Origin of the sequence: Klebsiella sp. CN_Kp075, from assembly GCF_040065055.2 — a bacterium.
GTDB lineage: Bacteria > Pseudomonadota > Gammaproteobacteria > Enterobacterales > Enterobacteriaceae > Klebsiella > Klebsiella aerogenes.
The window spans coordinates 467,688-483,750 of the sequence record NZ_CM198050.1; the positions used below are offsets into that span (position 1 = coordinate 467,688).

The window sequence follows — 16,063 nt, forward strand, 5'->3', positions numbered from 1 at the left end:
CCATAGCAACGTAAACGAAAGGCTCAGTCGAAAGACTGGGCCTTTTGTTTTTATGTTTTGCGGCCAGACGCGGCACCAGTTCCCCGGTGGCGCTACGCTTACCGGGGCTACGCAACCCGTAGCCCGGAAAAGGCGCATCGCGCCGCCTCCGGGAAAAGCCGCTGCCATATCAACGTAAACGAAAGGCTCAGTCGGAAGACCGGGCTTTTTTTGTGTTTTACGCCCAGACACACCGCCATCTCTCCCGGTGGCGCTGCGCTTACCGGGGCTACGCAACCCGTAGCCCGGAAAAGGTGCGCAGCACCGCCTCCGGGGAAAGCCGCTGCCATAGCAACGTAAACGAAAGGCTCAGTCGGAAGACCGGGCTTTCTGCTTTTGTCTTTTGCGGCCAGACACGCCGCCATCTCCCCCGGTGTCGCTACGCTTACCGGGGCTACGCAACCCGTAGCCCGGAAAAGGTGCGCAGCACCGCCTCCGGGAAAAGCCGCTGCCATATCAACGTAAACAAAAGGCCCAGTCACACGACTGGGCCTTTTGTTTTTCTGGCGACTGAGCCAAAGGGAACGCCTCCAGGCTGAGCATTCATGGAGAGGAATTGCTAACGAGTCAGCGCCACGATACCTAACGTGAGACCGGCAACCGCTGCGGCCCCACCGGCGATCGCGCCAGCCGTTTCCCAGTTATCCTGTGTTGTGCCTTTTACACAGGTATTGGTATGCACCAGTCGGCCCTGCGAGTCATAGACAGGCACGCACGGGGAATCATGGGCACAGCCAGCAAGCAACGTTGCTAACAATGTCACTAATATTAATTTTTTCATGGTATTACCTCTAAATAACCGTTTGCTGTCAACGTTGTTAACACATAACGGAATAGCTTATTTTACCACCGCAATGACCCAGGCCTGGAAGGGGAAATAATCTCAAATTATGAGCAGTGTAAATATCGTGAAGAGAAATGAGAAATAATGAAGAGAATATGCAGGAAGGGATATAAAAATGCGTTAGTCGAGGATGAAAAATTAATATTTCTACTAACTTGTTGTTCTGATAAATATAAAAAAAGGCGCCGCGTGGCGCCTTGATAATTATAGTCGATTATTCTGCGTGACGGGTAAAGCGACGCCTTACGACCACAAAGAACACCGGCACGAAGAAGATGGCCAATAGCGTTGCAGTAAGCATACCGCCCATCACACCCGTACCGACAGCGTTTTGCGCGCCGCTACCAGCGCCATGGCTAATCACTAACGGCATGACCCCAAGAATAAAGGCTAATGAAGTCATTAATATAGGGCGTAGACGCATACGGGATGCCTCCAGGGTTGCCTCAATAATACCTTTCCCTTCTTTATCCATAAGATCTTTAGCGAACTCGACAATAAGAATAGCGTTCTTCGCAGATAAACCAATAGTCGTTAGCAGGCCAACCTGGAAATAAACGTCATTATTCAACCCTCTAAGCGAAGCTGCTAATAATGCGCCGATAACCCCTAATGGCACAACCAGCATAACTGAGAATGGAATAGACCAGCTTTCATAGAGCGCTGCCAGGCAGAGAAAGACGACTATCAGCGAAATAGCATATAACGCTGGCGCCTGGTTACCTGATAGACGCTCCTGATAGGACATGCCGGTCCAGTCATAGCCAATACCCGTAGGTAGTTTACTGGCGAGTTGTTCCATCAGCGCCATCGCTTCCCCTGTACTCTTGCCCGGAGCCGCTTCGCCGAGGATCTCCATTGAAGGCAGGCCGTTGTAACGTTCCAGTCGTGGGGAGCCATATACCCAATGCGAGGTGACAAACGCTGAGAAGGGCACCATCTCGCCGTTGGCGCTGCGAACGTACATGTTATTGATATCGCTTGGTAACATTCGGAATTCCGCTTCGGCCTGAACATAGACTTTCTTCACGCGGCCGCGGTCTATAAAGTCATTTACGTAGTAGCCGCCGAGGGCTGCCGAGATGGTTTCGTTAATGTCGGATAGTGAGACCCCCAGCGCCTGCGCTTTCTCTTCATCGACGTCAAGTTTAAACTGCGGCGTATCCTCCAGACCGTTAGGGCGTACGCGCACAAGTTGATCCGGATGCTGTCTTACCATACCTAAAAGCTGGTTTCGAGCCTGGGTCAACTGTGAATGCCCTAAGCCCCCCTGGTCAATCAGCTCGAAGTCGAAACCGGTCGCGGTACCTAACTCGATGATGGCCGGCATGTTGAACGGGAAGACCATTGCATCTTTAATCTGGCTAAATGCGGCGGTGGCACGCTTGATAATGGCTTCAACGCCGTTTTCCGAACCGCTGCGCTCTTCCCATGGTTTCAGACTGACAAACGCCATACCGGAGTTTTGTCCTTGTCCGCTGAAGCTAAAGCCGTTAACGGTGAACACGCTCTCAACATTAGCTTTCTCTTTCTGTAGATAGTAGTCGCTGACGGAGTCGAGCACCTTTTGCGTACGCTCTTGCGTAGCGCCAGCAGGTAACTGAACCATGGTCAGGAACACACCCTGGTCTTCATCAGGCAGGAAGGATGTAGGCAGGCGGACAAACAGTACTGCCATGCCGATAACGATCAGCAGGTAGATGACCAGGTAGCGCCCGGTACCTCGTAAGATCCCGCTTACGCTATTGGTGTAATGGTTAACGCTTTGGTCAAACCTGGCGTTAAACCAGCCGAAGAACCCCTTCTTGCCATGATGGTCGGCGGATGACGGTTTTAACATGGTCGCGCACAGCGCCGGAGTCAACACCAACGCGACCAGCACAGAGAGCGCCATTGCGGAAACGATAGTAATTGAGAACTGGCGGTAAATCGCCCCGGTAGAGCCGCCAAAGAAGGCCATCGGGACGAATACCGCCGAGAGCACCATGGCGATACCAACCAGCGCCCCCTGAATCTGCTCCATTGATTTCTCTGTGGCTTCAACGGGGGAAAGCTTGTCCTCGACCATGACGCGCTCGACGTTCTCTACCACCACGATGGCATCATCGACCAGTAGCCCAATCGCCAGCACCATGCCGAACATCGTTAGCGTGTTGATGGAGTAGCCGAACATCGCCAGCACCGCGAAAGTTCCCAGCAAAACCACCGGCACGGCAATTGTAGGGATAAGCGTGGCACGGATATTCTGCAGGAACAGATACATCACGAGGAAGACAAGGATAATAGCTTCAAACAGCGTCTTGACCACTTCGTGAATCGAGATTTTAACGAATGGCGTGGTGTCGTAGGGATAAACAACTTTCATCCCTTGCGGGAAGAAGGGCTGCAGCTCGGCAAGTTTCGCCTTAATCGCCGTAGCGGTATCCAGCGCATTGGCGCCGGTCGCCAGTTTAATCCCCAATCCAGAGGCGGGTTTACCGTTAATGCGGGCGACAACGTTATAGTTCTCGCCGCCTAATTCAATGCGCGCGACATCCTTCAGGCGAACGACGGAACCATCGGCGTTAACCCGCAGCGTGACTTTACCGAATTCCTCCGGATCTTTCAGGCGAGTTTGAGCAATGATCGAGGCGTTAAGCTGCTGACCTTTAACAGATGGTGTTCCGCCAAGTTGCCCGGCGGCAATCTGATCGTTTTGCACCTTCAGTTGGTTGATAACATCGACCGGCGTGAGGTTATATTTATTCAGCAGGTTGCCGTCAAGCCAGATACGCATGGCATATTGCGCGCCGAACAATTGCACATCGCCAACGCCGTTAAGGCGGCTAATAGGGTCTTTAATGTTAGAGGCAACGTAGTCGGAAATATCATCCTGGGTAGTGTTTGGATTATCAGAGATAAAACCGGCAACCAGCAGGAAGCTGCTGCTGGATTTCTCAACGCTAATACCTTGCTGCTGTACTTCCTGTGGCAGCAGCGGCGTCGCCAGCTGCAGTTTGTTCTGTACCTGAACCTGAGCGATATCCGGATCGGTGCCGGATTTGAAAGTGAGCGTTATGGTCACACTACCGGATGAGTCGCTGGTAGAGGACATGTACATCAGATTATCGATACCATTCATGTTCTGTTCGATAACCTGGGTGACGGTGTCCTGCACGGTTTGCGCATCCGCGCCAGGATAGGTAGCAGAAATCGCCACCGCAGGCGGCGCGATCGTGGGATATTGCGCAATAGGGAGCTGCATGATGGCCAGGCCACCGGCAATCATCATGATGATTGCCAGCACCCATGCAAACACCGGTCGATGGATGAAGAACTTAGACATAGCGATTCATACCTTATTGTGCAGCTGGGGCAGCGGTATCTTCCGTCGCCTTCACGGTGACGCCAGGGCGAACCTTTTGTAATCCACTAACGATGACTTTGTCGCCGTTTTGCAGACCGCTGGTGATCAACCATTTATCGCCTATCGCCTGCGCGGCGGTGACCTCACGGTTTTCCACCTGGTTCTGCGCATTGACGATCATCACCGTGGCATCGCCGCGCGGCGTGCGGGTAACCCCCTGCTGTGGTACCAGAATCGCTTGCGGATTGATGCCTTCATCGATACGGGCGCGAACAAACATGCCCGGCAGGAGAGTGTGTTGCGGGTTAGGGAATACCGCGCGAAGCGTGATGGACCCGGTACTCTCATCGACGGTGACATCGGAGAATTGCAGCGATCCTTTCAAGGAGTAGGGCTGGCCATTTTCCATAATCAACTGCACGCTTTTGCTGTCATCGCCACGCTGCAGGCTTTCCTGCTTCAGACGCATAAAATCGTTGCTGGATTCGGTCACGTCGACATAAATCGGATCGAGTTGCTGCACCGTCGCCATGGCGTCAGCCTGGCCGTTGGTCACCAGTGCGCCTTCAGTTACGCTGGATTTACCAATGCGACCGTCAATCGGCGAGGTCACTTTGGTGTACGCCAGGTTGATACGGGCGCTTTCGACCGCGGCTTTAGCCGCCACGACGTCGGCATCGGCCTGATGTGCGGTGGCGACGGCCTGATCGTATTCTTGCTGGCTGATGTATTTCGTTCCAAGCAGAGGAACATAGCGTTTTACAGTCAGATGGGCGATAGCCGCTGCGGCTTCGGCTTTCGCCTCGTCGCCTTTGGCGCTGTTCCACGCGGCCTGATAAGTGGCGGGGTCGATTTGATAGAGCGATTCACCGGCCTTGATATCGCTGCCCTCGACAAAATTGCGTTTCAGGATAATGCCGCTGACCTGGGGGCGAACTTCAGCGACGCGAAAAGCCGAAGTCCGCCCCGGTAATTCGGTAGTAACGGAGAGCGGTTCGCTGCGCACCACATGTACGCTAACCTGAGGCGCTTGCGGCTGCGCCTGTTGATCGCCTGAATTATCACAACCGGTAAGCAACAAGGTGGAGATAATTAGGCTGGCTAAAAGAGAAACTCTGGCATGACTCGTCATTGCTGTTCCTTATAGATTACGGGCCGGATAGGGCGGCGAATCTGCGAAGAAATAATGAATATTAAAGCGGTTCGTTATCCTACAAATAATCACCGATGGATGTAAGAAATAGTTATTTTTGGACAATGAACAAGGCACGCAAAAACAAAAAACAGGCGATTGATTTAGCTCCTCTTCCTTTAATATTTCTTTTGTGAATATGTTCTTTGTTTATATTTGTCTCATGTATAAGATATCTCTGTTATTAAATGTTTGTATCTGCATTTTTGCTAAATAATAATATTTAAGGAATGTTAAGTTGGTAGGTATGTCAGTAAGATTTGTATTCACCGTTCGGCAGCTAGTGGGAAAGGTTATGGCCAGAAAAACCAAAGAGGACGCATTAAGAACGCGTCAGCTCCTGATTGAGTCCGCGATCCAGCAGTTCGCACAGCGCGGCGTTACCAATACCACGCTGACTGATATCGCCGACGCCGCTGGCGTCACGCGTGGAGCGGTATACTGGCATTTTTCCAGCAAGGCGGAGTTGTTTAATGAAATGTGGCAGCAGCAGCCGCCGCTTAGGGAGTTATTGCCCCATCAGCAGTGGGAACTGGATAACCAAAATCCGTTAATGGGGTTACGTAAAAAATTTATTACCGGGTTGCAATATATTGCCGAAACACCCCGACAGCAGGCGCTGTTACAGATTCTTTATCACAAATGCGAATTCGCCAGCGATATGCTGCCGGAAACGGAAATCCGCAAGCGAATTGGCTTTAATTACGCGATAGTCCGTGACGTACTACAACGTTGTGTCAGAAACAGGTTATTACCGGCGGAAACAAATATCGAAATCACGTTAATTATATTACATGGCGCTTTTACAGGAATTATTAAGAACTGGTTAATGGACCCTGAAAAATTCAATCTCTATGAGCAGGCGCCCGTGCTGGTAGACAATATTATGTCGGCGTTATCGCTGCAGCAACCTGGCCATAGCGGGTGGCCGATGGCTGCCGTGGGGCAGTAGTCCAGTATCAAAAATCAGGCCATAAAAAAAGGCGCTTCCCCATGCCGAAGAGCGCCTTTTTAATTCAGCAATTTACTGATTAATATCAGTTCATGCCGTATTTTTTCAGTTTCTTACGCAGAGTACCGCGGTTGATACCCATCATCAGGGCAGCGCGGGTCTGGTTACCACGGGTGTATTGCATCACCATGTCCAACAGTGGCTGTTCAACTTCAGCCAATACCAGCTCATACAGATCATTAACATCCTGACCATTCAGTTGAGCAAAATAGTTCTTCAGTGCCTGTTTAACCGAGTCACGCAGGGGCTTTTGAGTTACCTGATCCTGAGAGTTAACGGTAGAAACGGTCAGTACGTCAGAATTTACGCGTTGTTCGAACATAGTTCTGTCAGCTCTTTATTTCTATTACGCAAAATTTTCGAAGTATGCCTCCAACGCCTCCAGCTGTTCGCTGGCATCCTCAATGGCGTTGAATGTGCGCCGAAACTGGTCATTTGGAGCATGCTCCTGGAGATACCAGGAGACGTGTTTACGTGCGATTCGGTACCCTTTTGCCTGACCGTAAAAGTCATGCAGTTCCCGAACGTGCGCGCAAAGCAAGCGCTTAACCTCTGCCAACGGCAGGGGGGGCAGCAACTCCCCAGTGTCCAGATAATGCTGGATTTCCCGAAAGATCCAGGGTCTTCCCTGAGCCGCACGGCCTATCATGAGGGCGTCAGCCCCCGTGTAGTCGATCACGGCTCTGGCTTTAAGCGGGTCAGTAATGTCGCCATTCGCGATAATCGGAATGGAAACTTTCTGCTTAACTGCCCGAATACTGTCGTATTCAGCTTCTCCGTTAAACAAGCAGGCGCGAGTGCGTCCGTGAATAGTCAGAGCCTGAATGCCACATTCTTCAGCCAGTTGGGCAATCTCTACACAGTTACGGTGTTCCGGTTCCCAACCGGTGCGAATCTTGAGAGTCACCGGAACGTCCACTGCCTTGACGACCGCGGTCAGGATTGACTTCACCTGATCGGGATACTGCAAGAGGGCTGAACCAGCGAGCTTACGATTCACCTTTTTAGCCGGGCACCCCATATTGATATCAATAATCTGGGCGCCGCTTTCCACGTTAATACGGGCGGCCGCGGCCATCTCTTCCGGTACGCTACCGGCGATTTGCACGGTACGAATACCGGGCTCATCAATGTGCACCATCCGTAACCGGGACTTGTCGCTCTCCCATACCTGCGGGTTGGAGGACATCATCTCGGAGACGGTTAAACCTGCTCCCATCTCGTAACACAGCGTCCTGAATGGTCTGTCAGTGATGCCAGCCATAGGTGCTGCGATCAGGCGATTTCTGAGCTGGTGGTGTCCGATGCGCATGAGTTAAGAAATGACCATACTGTGACTGCAAGGCGGCGTATATTACGCATTTTTTGCGCGAGATGAAAGGCCAAACTTTGACCAATCCTCTGTTACAGATCAATGAATCCAGGAGTAACGTAATAGTCATGAATAAATTATCATATTAATCATTGCGTTATTAGCAATGGGATAATTTGTGTCCAATTATAAAATCGCAAAACTTCTCGATTTTTCTGAGACGAAGGCGATACGAGACGGGATAAAACGCTGTTTTTGTAGCCAAAAAAGGGCATCGTAATGCGATCCGGCTCTCATTTCCTGGCAATATTCGGCGGTTACTGGAAACAAAAATGCGGCCCGTAGGCCGCAGTCTTACTTAGTTTTTCTGTCCGGTAATTCGGCACCACTCCTCTTTCTCCACCACCGGGTCGAGGGTGAAGAGCGGGGCGTAGGCTTCGCAGACGCTTTCCGCCTGGCTTGCCAGGATTCCGGAAAGGCCCAGCAGGCCGCCTGTAACCGGCAGGACGCTGATTAAAGGGGCCAGCTCACGCAACGGGCCTGCCAGGATGTTTGCGACCACCACATCGGCTTTCATGGCTTCTGGCTGATCCTGCGGCAAATAGAGTTCAAGGCGTTCGGAGACGCCGTTACGCTGGGCGTTATCACGGCTGGCCTGAATGGCCTGCGGATCGATATCAATACCGATAGCTTTGGCGGCGCCCAGCTTCAGCGCGGCGATCGCCAGGATGCCGGAACCGCAGCCAAAATCGATAACCGTTTTGCCCTGAAGGTCAAGGCCATCGAGCCACTGCAGACACATCGCGGTCGTTGGGTGAGTACCGGTACCAAAGGCGAGTCCTGGATCAAGCATCACGTTGACTGCATTCTCATCAGGAACATCGCGCCAGCTCGGGCAAATCCACAGGCGTTCGCCGAAACGCATCGGGTGGAAGTTATCCATCCACTCGCGTTCCCAGTCTTTATCTTCCAGCTGTTCAATTTTATGCGCGAAGCCTGCGCCGAGCAGCGGATGCTGCTCAAGGATAGCAACCGCTTCGTTCATGTCGCTTTCCGCGTCGAACAGGCCAATAACGTCGGTATCGCCCCACAAACGGGTTTCACCCGGCAGCGGCTCAAACACCGGCGTGTCGTGGGTGTCCTGGAAGGTAATCGAGACCGCGCCGGCCTCCATCAGCGCGTCGCTCAGTTCTTCCGCGTGAGCGCCGGTCGTATTCAGTTTTAGTTGGATCCAAGGCATGGCAAAACTCTTTATTTATCAGTAGTCATAATAGGGGCTGGCGGTACGGGCTGACCGAAACGGTTCCCGACGACAAAAGCCAACAAACTTAGCAGCAGCGAGGGCACGATAGGGTGGAAGCCCAGGTACTGAATATTAAACGTCGCGAGCACGGCATACAGTACGCCGCCCACTAACATCGCGCTGAGCGCGCCAGCAGCATTTGCCCGCTCCCAGTAGAGACCCAGCACCAGCGGCCATAAGAACACCGCTTCCAGGCCGCCAAAGGCCAGCAGATTAAGCCAGATAATCATTTCCGGCGGCCGCCAGGCGGCCAGCATCATAAGTATGCCGAGCACTAAGGTGGCGATCGTTGAGATCCGCTTCAGCTTCTGCTCATTACGCTTTTTCGTAGGCTGAGCGCTGAGCCACAGATCTTTAATGATCGTAGCCGATGCCTGCAGTAAATGGGCGTTAACGTTAGACATAATCGCGGCCATCGGCGCCGCTAAAAATAGCCCCGCGGCCCACGGCGGCAGCACCTGGACCATCAACGTCGGGATCACCTGATCGGGGACGGTGAGGCCCGGCAGGACGGCGCGGCCAAGCGCGCCGGCGAGATGCATACCGAACATCAGAATCGCCACCACGATGGTGCCAATAACGATCCCGCGGTGCACGGCCTTGCTGTCTTTATAGGAGATACAGCGCACGGCGGTATGCGGCAAGCCGATGACGCCGAAACAGACCAGTACCCAGAACGAGGTCATAAAGGTTGGCGTGAGGATATCATCGGCGCCGTGAGGCGACACCAGCTGCGGGTCGATCCGCTGGAGCGTATCTACCGCCTGATGCAGACCGCCAGCGGCATGCACTACGCCAACCAGCAGGACGATCGTCCCGATCAACATCACCATTCCCTGCATGGTATCGTTGAGTACGCTGGCGCGGAAGCCGCCGAACGCGGTATAGAGCGCGATCGTGATGCCAAATATCAGTAGTCCGGTTTCGTATTTGATACCGGCGGCGGTTTCCAGCAGGCGCGCGCCGCCAATAAACTGCACCGCGATGGCCCCGACAAAGGCCACCAACAGGCTGACGCTGGCAATCCATACCACCGCGCGGCTTTGGTAGCGCGCCTGCAGCATATCGTTAAGGGTAATGGCGTTGTAGCGGCGCGCCAGGATCGCGAACTTCTTGCCGAGGATCCCGAGAGAGAGCCAGATCGTCGGTACCTGGATCATCGCCAGCAGTACCCAGCCCAGTCCATATTTGTAGGCGGCGCCGGGACCGCCGATAAACGAGCTGGCGCTAATATAGGTGGCGGTGAGGGTCATCGCTAATACAAAACCGCCCATCGATCGGCTGCCAAGAAAATACTCGCTAAGGAAGTTCCCGGTACTGCGTTTACGCATCGCGTAAAGAGACAGCCCGAAGACCACAAACAGATAAGCGATCAGCACCACGATAATCTCAAGCTGCATCGTTATCCTCCAGAGAGATATCGCGGAAGATGAAGCGCACCATCGCCCAGCACAGCAGAACGAACAGCAGCGGCACCAGCAGGCAGGCCAGTTCGAACCAGTGTGGCAGCCCGGTAAAGCCAATACCGACGCCCGGTAGATAGGCCGTAGCCAGCCAGGCGGCAAGATAGAGAAGGGTCAGCCACAGCGCCCAGCGCGCTTCTTTATGGGCCTGAACAAATCTTTTGTCCATTTTTTGTCCCTTGAGGATGAAGAAAGCGGGGATTGTACCGCATGGAAAAGTCGAGGGGAGAGAAAAAGAAAAAAGGCCGGATTATCCGGCCTTTTGCAGCGAGTACAGGATTATTTTTCCTGCAGTCCAAGTTTTTTCTCCAGATAGTGGATATTGGTGCCACCATGCTGGAAGTTCTCGTCGCTCATAATGCGCATCTGCAGCTCAACGTTGGTTTTGATGCCATCGATGATCAGTTCCTGCAGCGCGTTCTTCATGCGGGCAATCGCCACATCACGGCTTTCGCCGTAGCAGATCAGTTTGCCGATCATTGAGTCATAGTACGGCGGTACGGTGTAACCGGCGTAGATATGAGACTCCCAGCGCACGCCAAAACCGCCCGGCGCGTGGAAGCGGGTAATTTTACCCGGGCTCGGCAGGAAGGTGTTCGGGTCTTCGGCGTTGATACGGCATTCTACCGCATGGCCGCGAACCTGGACTTCTTCTTGCTTGATAGACAGCGGCTGACCCGCCGCGATGCGCAGCTGTTCTTTGATCAGGTCGACGCCGGTGATCATTTCGGTAACCGGGTGTTCTACCTGAATACGGGTGTTCATCTCAATGAAGTAGAACTCGCCGTTTTCGAACAGGAATTCAAAGGTACCCGCTCCGCGATAGCCGATATCCACACAGGCTTTCGCGCAACGTTCGCCGATGTAGCGACGCAGTTCCGGGGTAATGCCCGGCGCCGGCGCTTCTTCGACGACTTTCTGGTGACGACGCTGCATGGAGCAGTCGCGTTCTGCCAGATAGATAGCGTTGCCCTGGCCGTCCGCCAGCACCTGGATCTCGATGTGACGAGGATTTTCCAGGTATTTCTCCATGTAGACCATGTCGTTGTTGAAAGCCGCTTTCGCTTCCGCTTTGGTCATGGAGATGGATTGCGCCAGTTCAGCGTCGCTGCGCACGACGCGCATACCGCGACCGCCGCCGCCGCCGGAGGCTTTGATGATAACCGGATAGCCGATGCGTTTGGCATGCGCGCGGTTTGCGTCCATGTCGTCGCCCAGCGGGCCATCAGAACCTGGAACGGTCGGAACGCCAGCTTTCTTCATTGCGGTGATGGCAGACACTTTGTCGCCCATCAGGCGGATAGTGTCGGCTTTCGGGCCGATGAAGATGAAACCGGAACGCTCAACCTGCTCGGCAAAGTTAGCGTTTTCGGATAGGAAGCCGTAACCCGGGTGAATCGCTACCGCGCCGGTGATTTCCGCCGCGCTGATGATAGCCGGGATGTTCAGATAGCTTTTTACGGACGGAGCCGGGCCGATACAGACCGTCTCATCCGCTAATAATACGTGTTTTAAATCGCGATCCGCGGTGGAGTGCACAGCAACGGTCTTGATGCCCAGTTCTTTACAGGCACGCAGGATGCGCAGTGCGATCTCGCCACGGTTAGCGATGACAATTTTATCCAGCATGTTCGCCTCGTTACTCGATGACAACCAGCGGCTCGTCGAATTCTACAGGTTGGCCGCTTTCGATCAGAATGGCTTTAACCACGCCGGCTTTGTCGGCTTCGATCTGGTTCATCATTTTCATCGCTTCTACGATGCACAGGGTGTCGCCCACGTTAACTTTCTGACCGACTTCCACAAAGGCTTTCGCGTCCGGGCTCGGGGTGCGGTAGAAAGTACCGACCATCGGGGAACGTACGATGTGACCACTGATTTCCGCTTTCGCTTCAGCGGCAGGTGCTGCTGCCGGCGCTGCGGCGGCTGGCGCCTGAGGCTGGGCGATTGGCGCAGCATAAGCTTGCTGCATTACCGGATAGCTGGCGGCCGGCGCTGCACGGCTGATGCGTACAGACTCTTCGCCTTCAGAAATTTCCAGTTCGGAGATGCCTGATTCTTCAACCAGCTCGATCAGTTTTTTAATCTTACGAATATCCATGAGTGGGTTCCGTACTCTTTGTTTAGTGTGTTTGTGACAGGCGTTTTACCGCCGTCTGTAAAGCGTATGAATAGCCGTCCGCACCTAATCCGCAGATAACGCCCGAGGCGACATCAGACAGATACGAGTGGTGACGGAACGGCTCGCGCGCATGCACGTTGCTCAGGTGGATCTCGATAAACGGGATACTCACGGCAAGCAGCGCGTCGCGGATGGCCACGCTGGTATGCGTAAACGCGGCCGGATTGATCAGGATATAGTCCACAGAGTCTTTAGCCTGATGAATTCGGTCGATGAGCGCGAACTCCGCATTGGATTGCAGGTGGTCGAGCGTCACGTTTAGCGCTTCCGCTTCTGCGGTTAAACGGTTAACAATTTCTGCCAGCGTTAGCGAACCATACTTCTCGGGTTCACGGCTGCCGAGCATATTAAGGTTTGGTCCGTTCAAAAGCAAAATGCGAAACTTATCAGCCATTGTGCAGCTATCTCCTGCTAATCTCGGGCAAAAAACAAAATATACCTTCGATGCGCGCTTGTCACCTTTTCAGGGTTCGAAAATCCCTTCAGGAAAACCAAAGTCGCACATTATAACGATTTCGTAGCAATTGGCAGCTAAATACTGGTCTTATCAGGGAAGATTATCAACCGCTATCGTAAAAAGAGTCGCGGTTGATAAACGTTCTGCGGGGAACTGCACATATCCGGAGATTAGCGCCACCACTGGCGAAACTTCTTATAGCGGCTGGCTAAAAGTACCATTGCCAGCCCGGCATAAATCAGCGGCTGCGGCGATAAAATTTTCACCGACCATAGATAATGTATAGGGGCGAGGATCGCGACCAGATAGACGAAGTTGTGCAATGTTTGCCAACGACGGCCTAATTTTCGTTGCATGTACTGGGTTGACGTCGCCGCCAGCGCCAGTAAAACCAGCCAACTGATTAAACCAAGCGTGAGATACGGACGGTTGATTATCTCGGAACCGAGTAACGCCAGATTGTTAATGCCTAGCTCCAGCAGCGTATAGCTGGTGAGATGCAACGTTGCCCAGGCAAAGCACCATAACCCTAATAAACGACGGGTGCGTATCAATAATGGCTGTTTAGCGTAACGCGCCAGCGGCGTAATAAGCAAGGTGGCGAGCAAAAACTTCAGTGCCATCCGTCCGGTAAAATGCTGGATATCCTTCGCCGGATCGGCGCTGAAGTAGCCCTGATGCCCGGCCCAGAACAGCCAGACCAGCGGTAAAAAACCGGCTAAATGCAGCACAACTTTCAGCCAGCCTATCTGTTTAACGCTCAGACGCACTAGAAATTCTCCCGTAAGTTAAGCCCGCGATACAGCGAGGCGACTTCCTCGGCATAGCCATTAAACAGCAGCGTTGGCTGGCGTTTTACGTCGAGTACGCCGCCGGCGCCGATGAACCGCTCGCTGGCCTGCGACCAGCGCGGATGATCGACGTGCGGGTTCACATTGGCATAGAAACCGTATTCATCCGGCGCCGCCAGATTCCAGGTGGTCGGCGGCCGCTCGCGGGTTAACTCAATACTCACGATCGATTTAATCCCTTTAAAGCCGTACTTCCACGGCACGGTCAGGCGGATGGGCGCGCCGTTTTGCGGCGGCAACGCTTTCCCGTAGACGCCAACGGTCATCAGCGTGAGCGGGTGCATCGCTTCATCAAGGCGCAATCCTTCGACATAGGGATAGGCCAGGCCGCCGCCGATGAAGCGATCTTTTTGTCCCGGCATCTGTTCCGGCGCATACAGCGTTTTGAAAGCGACGTAGCGGGCGTTGCTGGTGGGCTCCACCAGCGAGAGCAGTTTATGCAGGGGGAAGCCGACCCACGGTACGACCATCGACCAGGCCTCCACGCAGCGCATACGATAAATTCGTTCTTCCAGCGGGAAGCGACGGGTCAGGTCGTCGTGATCGAGCGTCAGGGGTTTGGCGACTTCGCCGCCGATGGTAAGCGTCCAGGGGTCAGTGCGCAGGCTGCCTGCGTTAGCGGCCGGATCGGCTTTATCGAGGCCGAATTCGTAGAAGTTGTTGTAGCCGGCGACTTTATCTTCCGGGGTGAGGGCGAGCTTACTTTGCCATGCTGCGGGTTTATCAAAGGTGAGGGCCTTTCCGGCGGGCGCCGGCGGGCGGTCATGGCCTTTGAACCAATCGAGCAGGTCGGCATGGGCCTTTGTTGAGAGCGACATCGCCGTCGCGCCGATACCGAGCATTTTCAGCACCTGGCGGCGCTGCAGGTTAAATACCGATTCCGCCGTTACGTCGGCTTCCGTCAGTTTTCTGGTTTTCATGGCGTCCTCCGTCATACTTTTTCCTAAGCATGACGGAGGCGGAGCGCGATCGCGAATATGTCACGAAAAATTGCAGATTAGCCGATTTTGACCAGCGTACGACCCTGGATCTGGTTGTTCATGATTTTATCGGCGAAGGCCGGGGCATCGGCAAGGGAGATTTCAGTCGCGCTTTGCGCGTAAAAAGATTCCGGCAGATCGCGCGTCAACCGGCGCCAGGCTTCGGCGCGGCGCGCAGGCGGGGTCATTACCGAATCGACGCCCTGCAGGCGTACGTTGCGTAGGATGAACGGCATCACGGTGGTCGGCAGCGCGAAACCGCCCGCCAGGCCGCAGGCCGCGACGCAGCCGCCATAGTTCATCTGCGCCAGTACCTTCGCCAGTACTTTATCGCCGACGGTATCGATAGCGCCCGCCCAGATTTGTTTTTCCAGCGGCCGGGTCTCGGTAAACTCATCGCGGCCCAGAATACGCTGCGCGCCGAGGCTTTTCAGAAAGTCATGGGTGCTTTCGCGACCGGAAACCGCCGCCACCTGATAGCCCAGATGATGCAGCAGAGCGACCGCCGTGCTGCCAACGCCGCCGCTGGCGCCTGTTACGACGATCTCGCCATCCTGCGGTCGCACGCCGGCGTCTTCCAGCGCCATCACGCATAGCATGGCGGTAAAGCCTGCGGTACCGATGGTCATCGCTTTGCGTCCGTCGAGACCTTCAGGCATGGCCACCAGCCATTCACCTTTGACGCGGGCGCGCTCGGCCAGGCCGCCCCAATGGTTTTCTCCCACGCCCCAACCGGTGAGCAACACCTGCTGGCCAACGTGAAAACGCGGATCTTCGCTGGCATGGACGGTACCGGCAAAATCGATACCAGGAATCATCGGAAAGTTGCGGATAATTTTTCCTTTGCCGGTAATGGCCAGGGCATCTTTATAATTGAGGCTCGACCAGTGAATATCGACCGTCACATCGCCTGGCGGCAGCAGGTTGGCATCGATGTTTTGCACCGAGGAAAGGGTTTTGCCATCCTGCTGTTCTAAGATTAAAGCCTGCATATGTGGTTCCTCGCGGTTTGAAGATTGGAAAAATTATTCTGCAGACTATACTCGCTAACGGCATTATTACGTGGATGTAACGCAATAAAT

The 16,063-nt window shown here is 54.0% G+C and carries 15 protein-coding genes; 1 reads left to right on the top strand and 14 read right to left on the bottom strand.

Going from position 1 to position 16,063, the window contains the following annotated elements:
- Window positions 1-598: 598 nt before the first annotated feature.
- From ABLV78_RS02285 to ABLV78_RS02295, 3 genes are all read right to left on the bottom strand, one after another.
- Complete coding sequence (locus ABLV78_RS02285; protein WP_015369447.1) at window positions 599-820, bottom strand: hypothetical protein; 222 nt, start codon at window positions 818-820, stop codon at window positions 599-601.
- Between the two features lie 277 nt (window positions 821-1,097).
- Window positions 1,098-4,208 carry an efflux RND transporter permease subunit gene (locus ABLV78_RS02290; protein ID WP_047047116.1) on the bottom strand — a complete coding sequence of 1,037 codons (3,111 nt, stop codon included), beginning with the start codon at window positions 4,206-4,208 and terminating at the stop codon, window positions 1,098-1,100.
- Window positions 4,209-4,221: 13 nt separating this feature from the next.
- The gene (locus ABLV78_RS02295) at window positions 4,222-5,361 is read right to left on the bottom strand and encodes an efflux RND transporter periplasmic adaptor subunit (RefSeq protein ID WP_047047118.1); all 1,140 of its coding nucleotides are present in this window, start codon (window positions 5,359-5,361) and stop codon (window positions 4,222-4,224) included.
- A 355-nt stretch (window positions 5,362-5,716) separates the two neighbouring features.
- Here ABLV78_RS02295 and envR point away from each other — a divergent pair, with 355 nt between their 5' ends.
- Window positions 5,717-6,373: an acrEF/envCD operon transcriptional regulator gene (envR, locus tag ABLV78_RS02300; RefSeq protein ID WP_047047122.1), complete on the top strand. Its 657-nt coding sequence runs from the start codon at window positions 5,717-5,719 to the stop codon at window positions 6,371-6,373.
- An 85-nt stretch (window positions 6,374-6,458) separates the two neighbouring features.
- Here envR and fis read toward each other — a convergent pair whose 3' ends face one another.
- The 11 genes from fis to acuI form a co-directional block, all read right to left on the bottom strand.
- Complete coding sequence (gene fis / locus ABLV78_RS02305) at window positions 6,459-6,755, bottom strand: DNA-binding transcriptional regulator Fis (protein ID WP_000462905.1); 297 nt, start codon at window positions 6,753-6,755, stop codon at window positions 6,459-6,461.
- 24 nt (window positions 6,756-6,779) lie between these two features.
- A complete protein-coding gene (gene dusB / locus ABLV78_RS02310; RefSeq protein ID WP_047047126.1) occupies window positions 6,780-7,745 on the bottom strand; it encodes a tRNA dihydrouridine synthase DusB in 966 nt (321 codons plus the stop codon).
- Window positions 7,746-8,103: 358 nt separating this feature from the next.
- The gene (gene prmA / locus ABLV78_RS02315) at window positions 8,104-8,985 is read right to left on the bottom strand and encodes a 50S ribosomal protein L11 methyltransferase (protein ID WP_015703628.1); all 882 of its coding nucleotides are present in this window, start codon (window positions 8,983-8,985) and stop codon (window positions 8,104-8,106) included.
- 11 nt (window positions 8,986-8,996) lie between these two features.
- Window positions 8,997-10,448, bottom strand: a complete 1,452-nt coding sequence (gene panF, locus ABLV78_RS02320; protein ID WP_045397242.1) for a sodium/pantothenate symporter — start codon at window positions 10,446-10,448, stop codon at window positions 8,997-8,999.
- The gene (locus ABLV78_RS02325) at window positions 10,438-10,680 is read right to left on the bottom strand and encodes a YhdT family protein (RefSeq protein ID WP_047047129.1); all 243 of its coding nucleotides are present in this window, start codon (window positions 10,678-10,680) and stop codon (window positions 10,438-10,440) included. The genes panF and ABLV78_RS02325 overlap by 11 nt, the downstream gene beginning before the upstream one ends.
- 110 nt (window positions 10,681-10,790) lie before the next feature.
- Window positions 10,791-12,140, bottom strand: a complete 1,350-nt coding sequence (gene accC / locus ABLV78_RS02330) for an acetyl-CoA carboxylase biotin carboxylase subunit (RefSeq protein WP_015369455.1) — start codon at window positions 12,138-12,140, stop codon at window positions 10,791-10,793.
- Between the two features lie 10 nt (window positions 12,141-12,150).
- Window positions 12,151-12,612, bottom strand: coding sequence for an acetyl-CoA carboxylase biotin carboxyl carrier protein (gene accB / locus ABLV78_RS02335; RefSeq protein ID WP_015369456.1), 462 nt, complete (start codon window positions 12,610-12,612; stop codon window positions 12,151-12,153).
- Between the two features lie 22 nt (window positions 12,613-12,634).
- Window positions 12,635-13,087, bottom strand: a complete 453-nt coding sequence (gene aroQ / locus ABLV78_RS02340; protein WP_015369457.1) for a type II 3-dehydroquinate dehydratase — start codon at window positions 13,085-13,087, stop codon at window positions 12,635-12,637.
- 233 nt (window positions 13,088-13,320) lie between these two features.
- Window positions 13,321-13,920: a protein-methionine-sulfoxide reductase heme-binding subunit MsrQ gene (msrQ, locus tag ABLV78_RS02345; RefSeq protein ID WP_047047133.1), complete on the bottom strand. Its 600-nt coding sequence runs from the start codon at window positions 13,918-13,920 to the stop codon at window positions 13,321-13,323.
- Window positions 13,920-14,921 (bottom strand): protein-methionine-sulfoxide reductase catalytic subunit MsrP, encoded by a 1,002-nt coding sequence (msrP, locus tag ABLV78_RS02350; RefSeq protein ID WP_045397237.1) that lies wholly within the window; start codon window positions 14,919-14,921, stop codon window positions 13,920-13,922. Before msrP ends, msrQ begins: the two co-directional genes overlap by 1 nt.
- A 77-nt stretch (window positions 14,922-14,998) precedes the next feature.
- Window positions 14,999-15,973, bottom strand: coding sequence for an acrylyl-CoA reductase (NADPH) (gene acuI / locus ABLV78_RS02355; RefSeq protein ID WP_047047136.1), 975 nt, complete (start codon window positions 15,971-15,973; stop codon window positions 14,999-15,001).
- Between the last annotated feature and the right edge of the window lie 90 nt (window positions 15,974-16,063).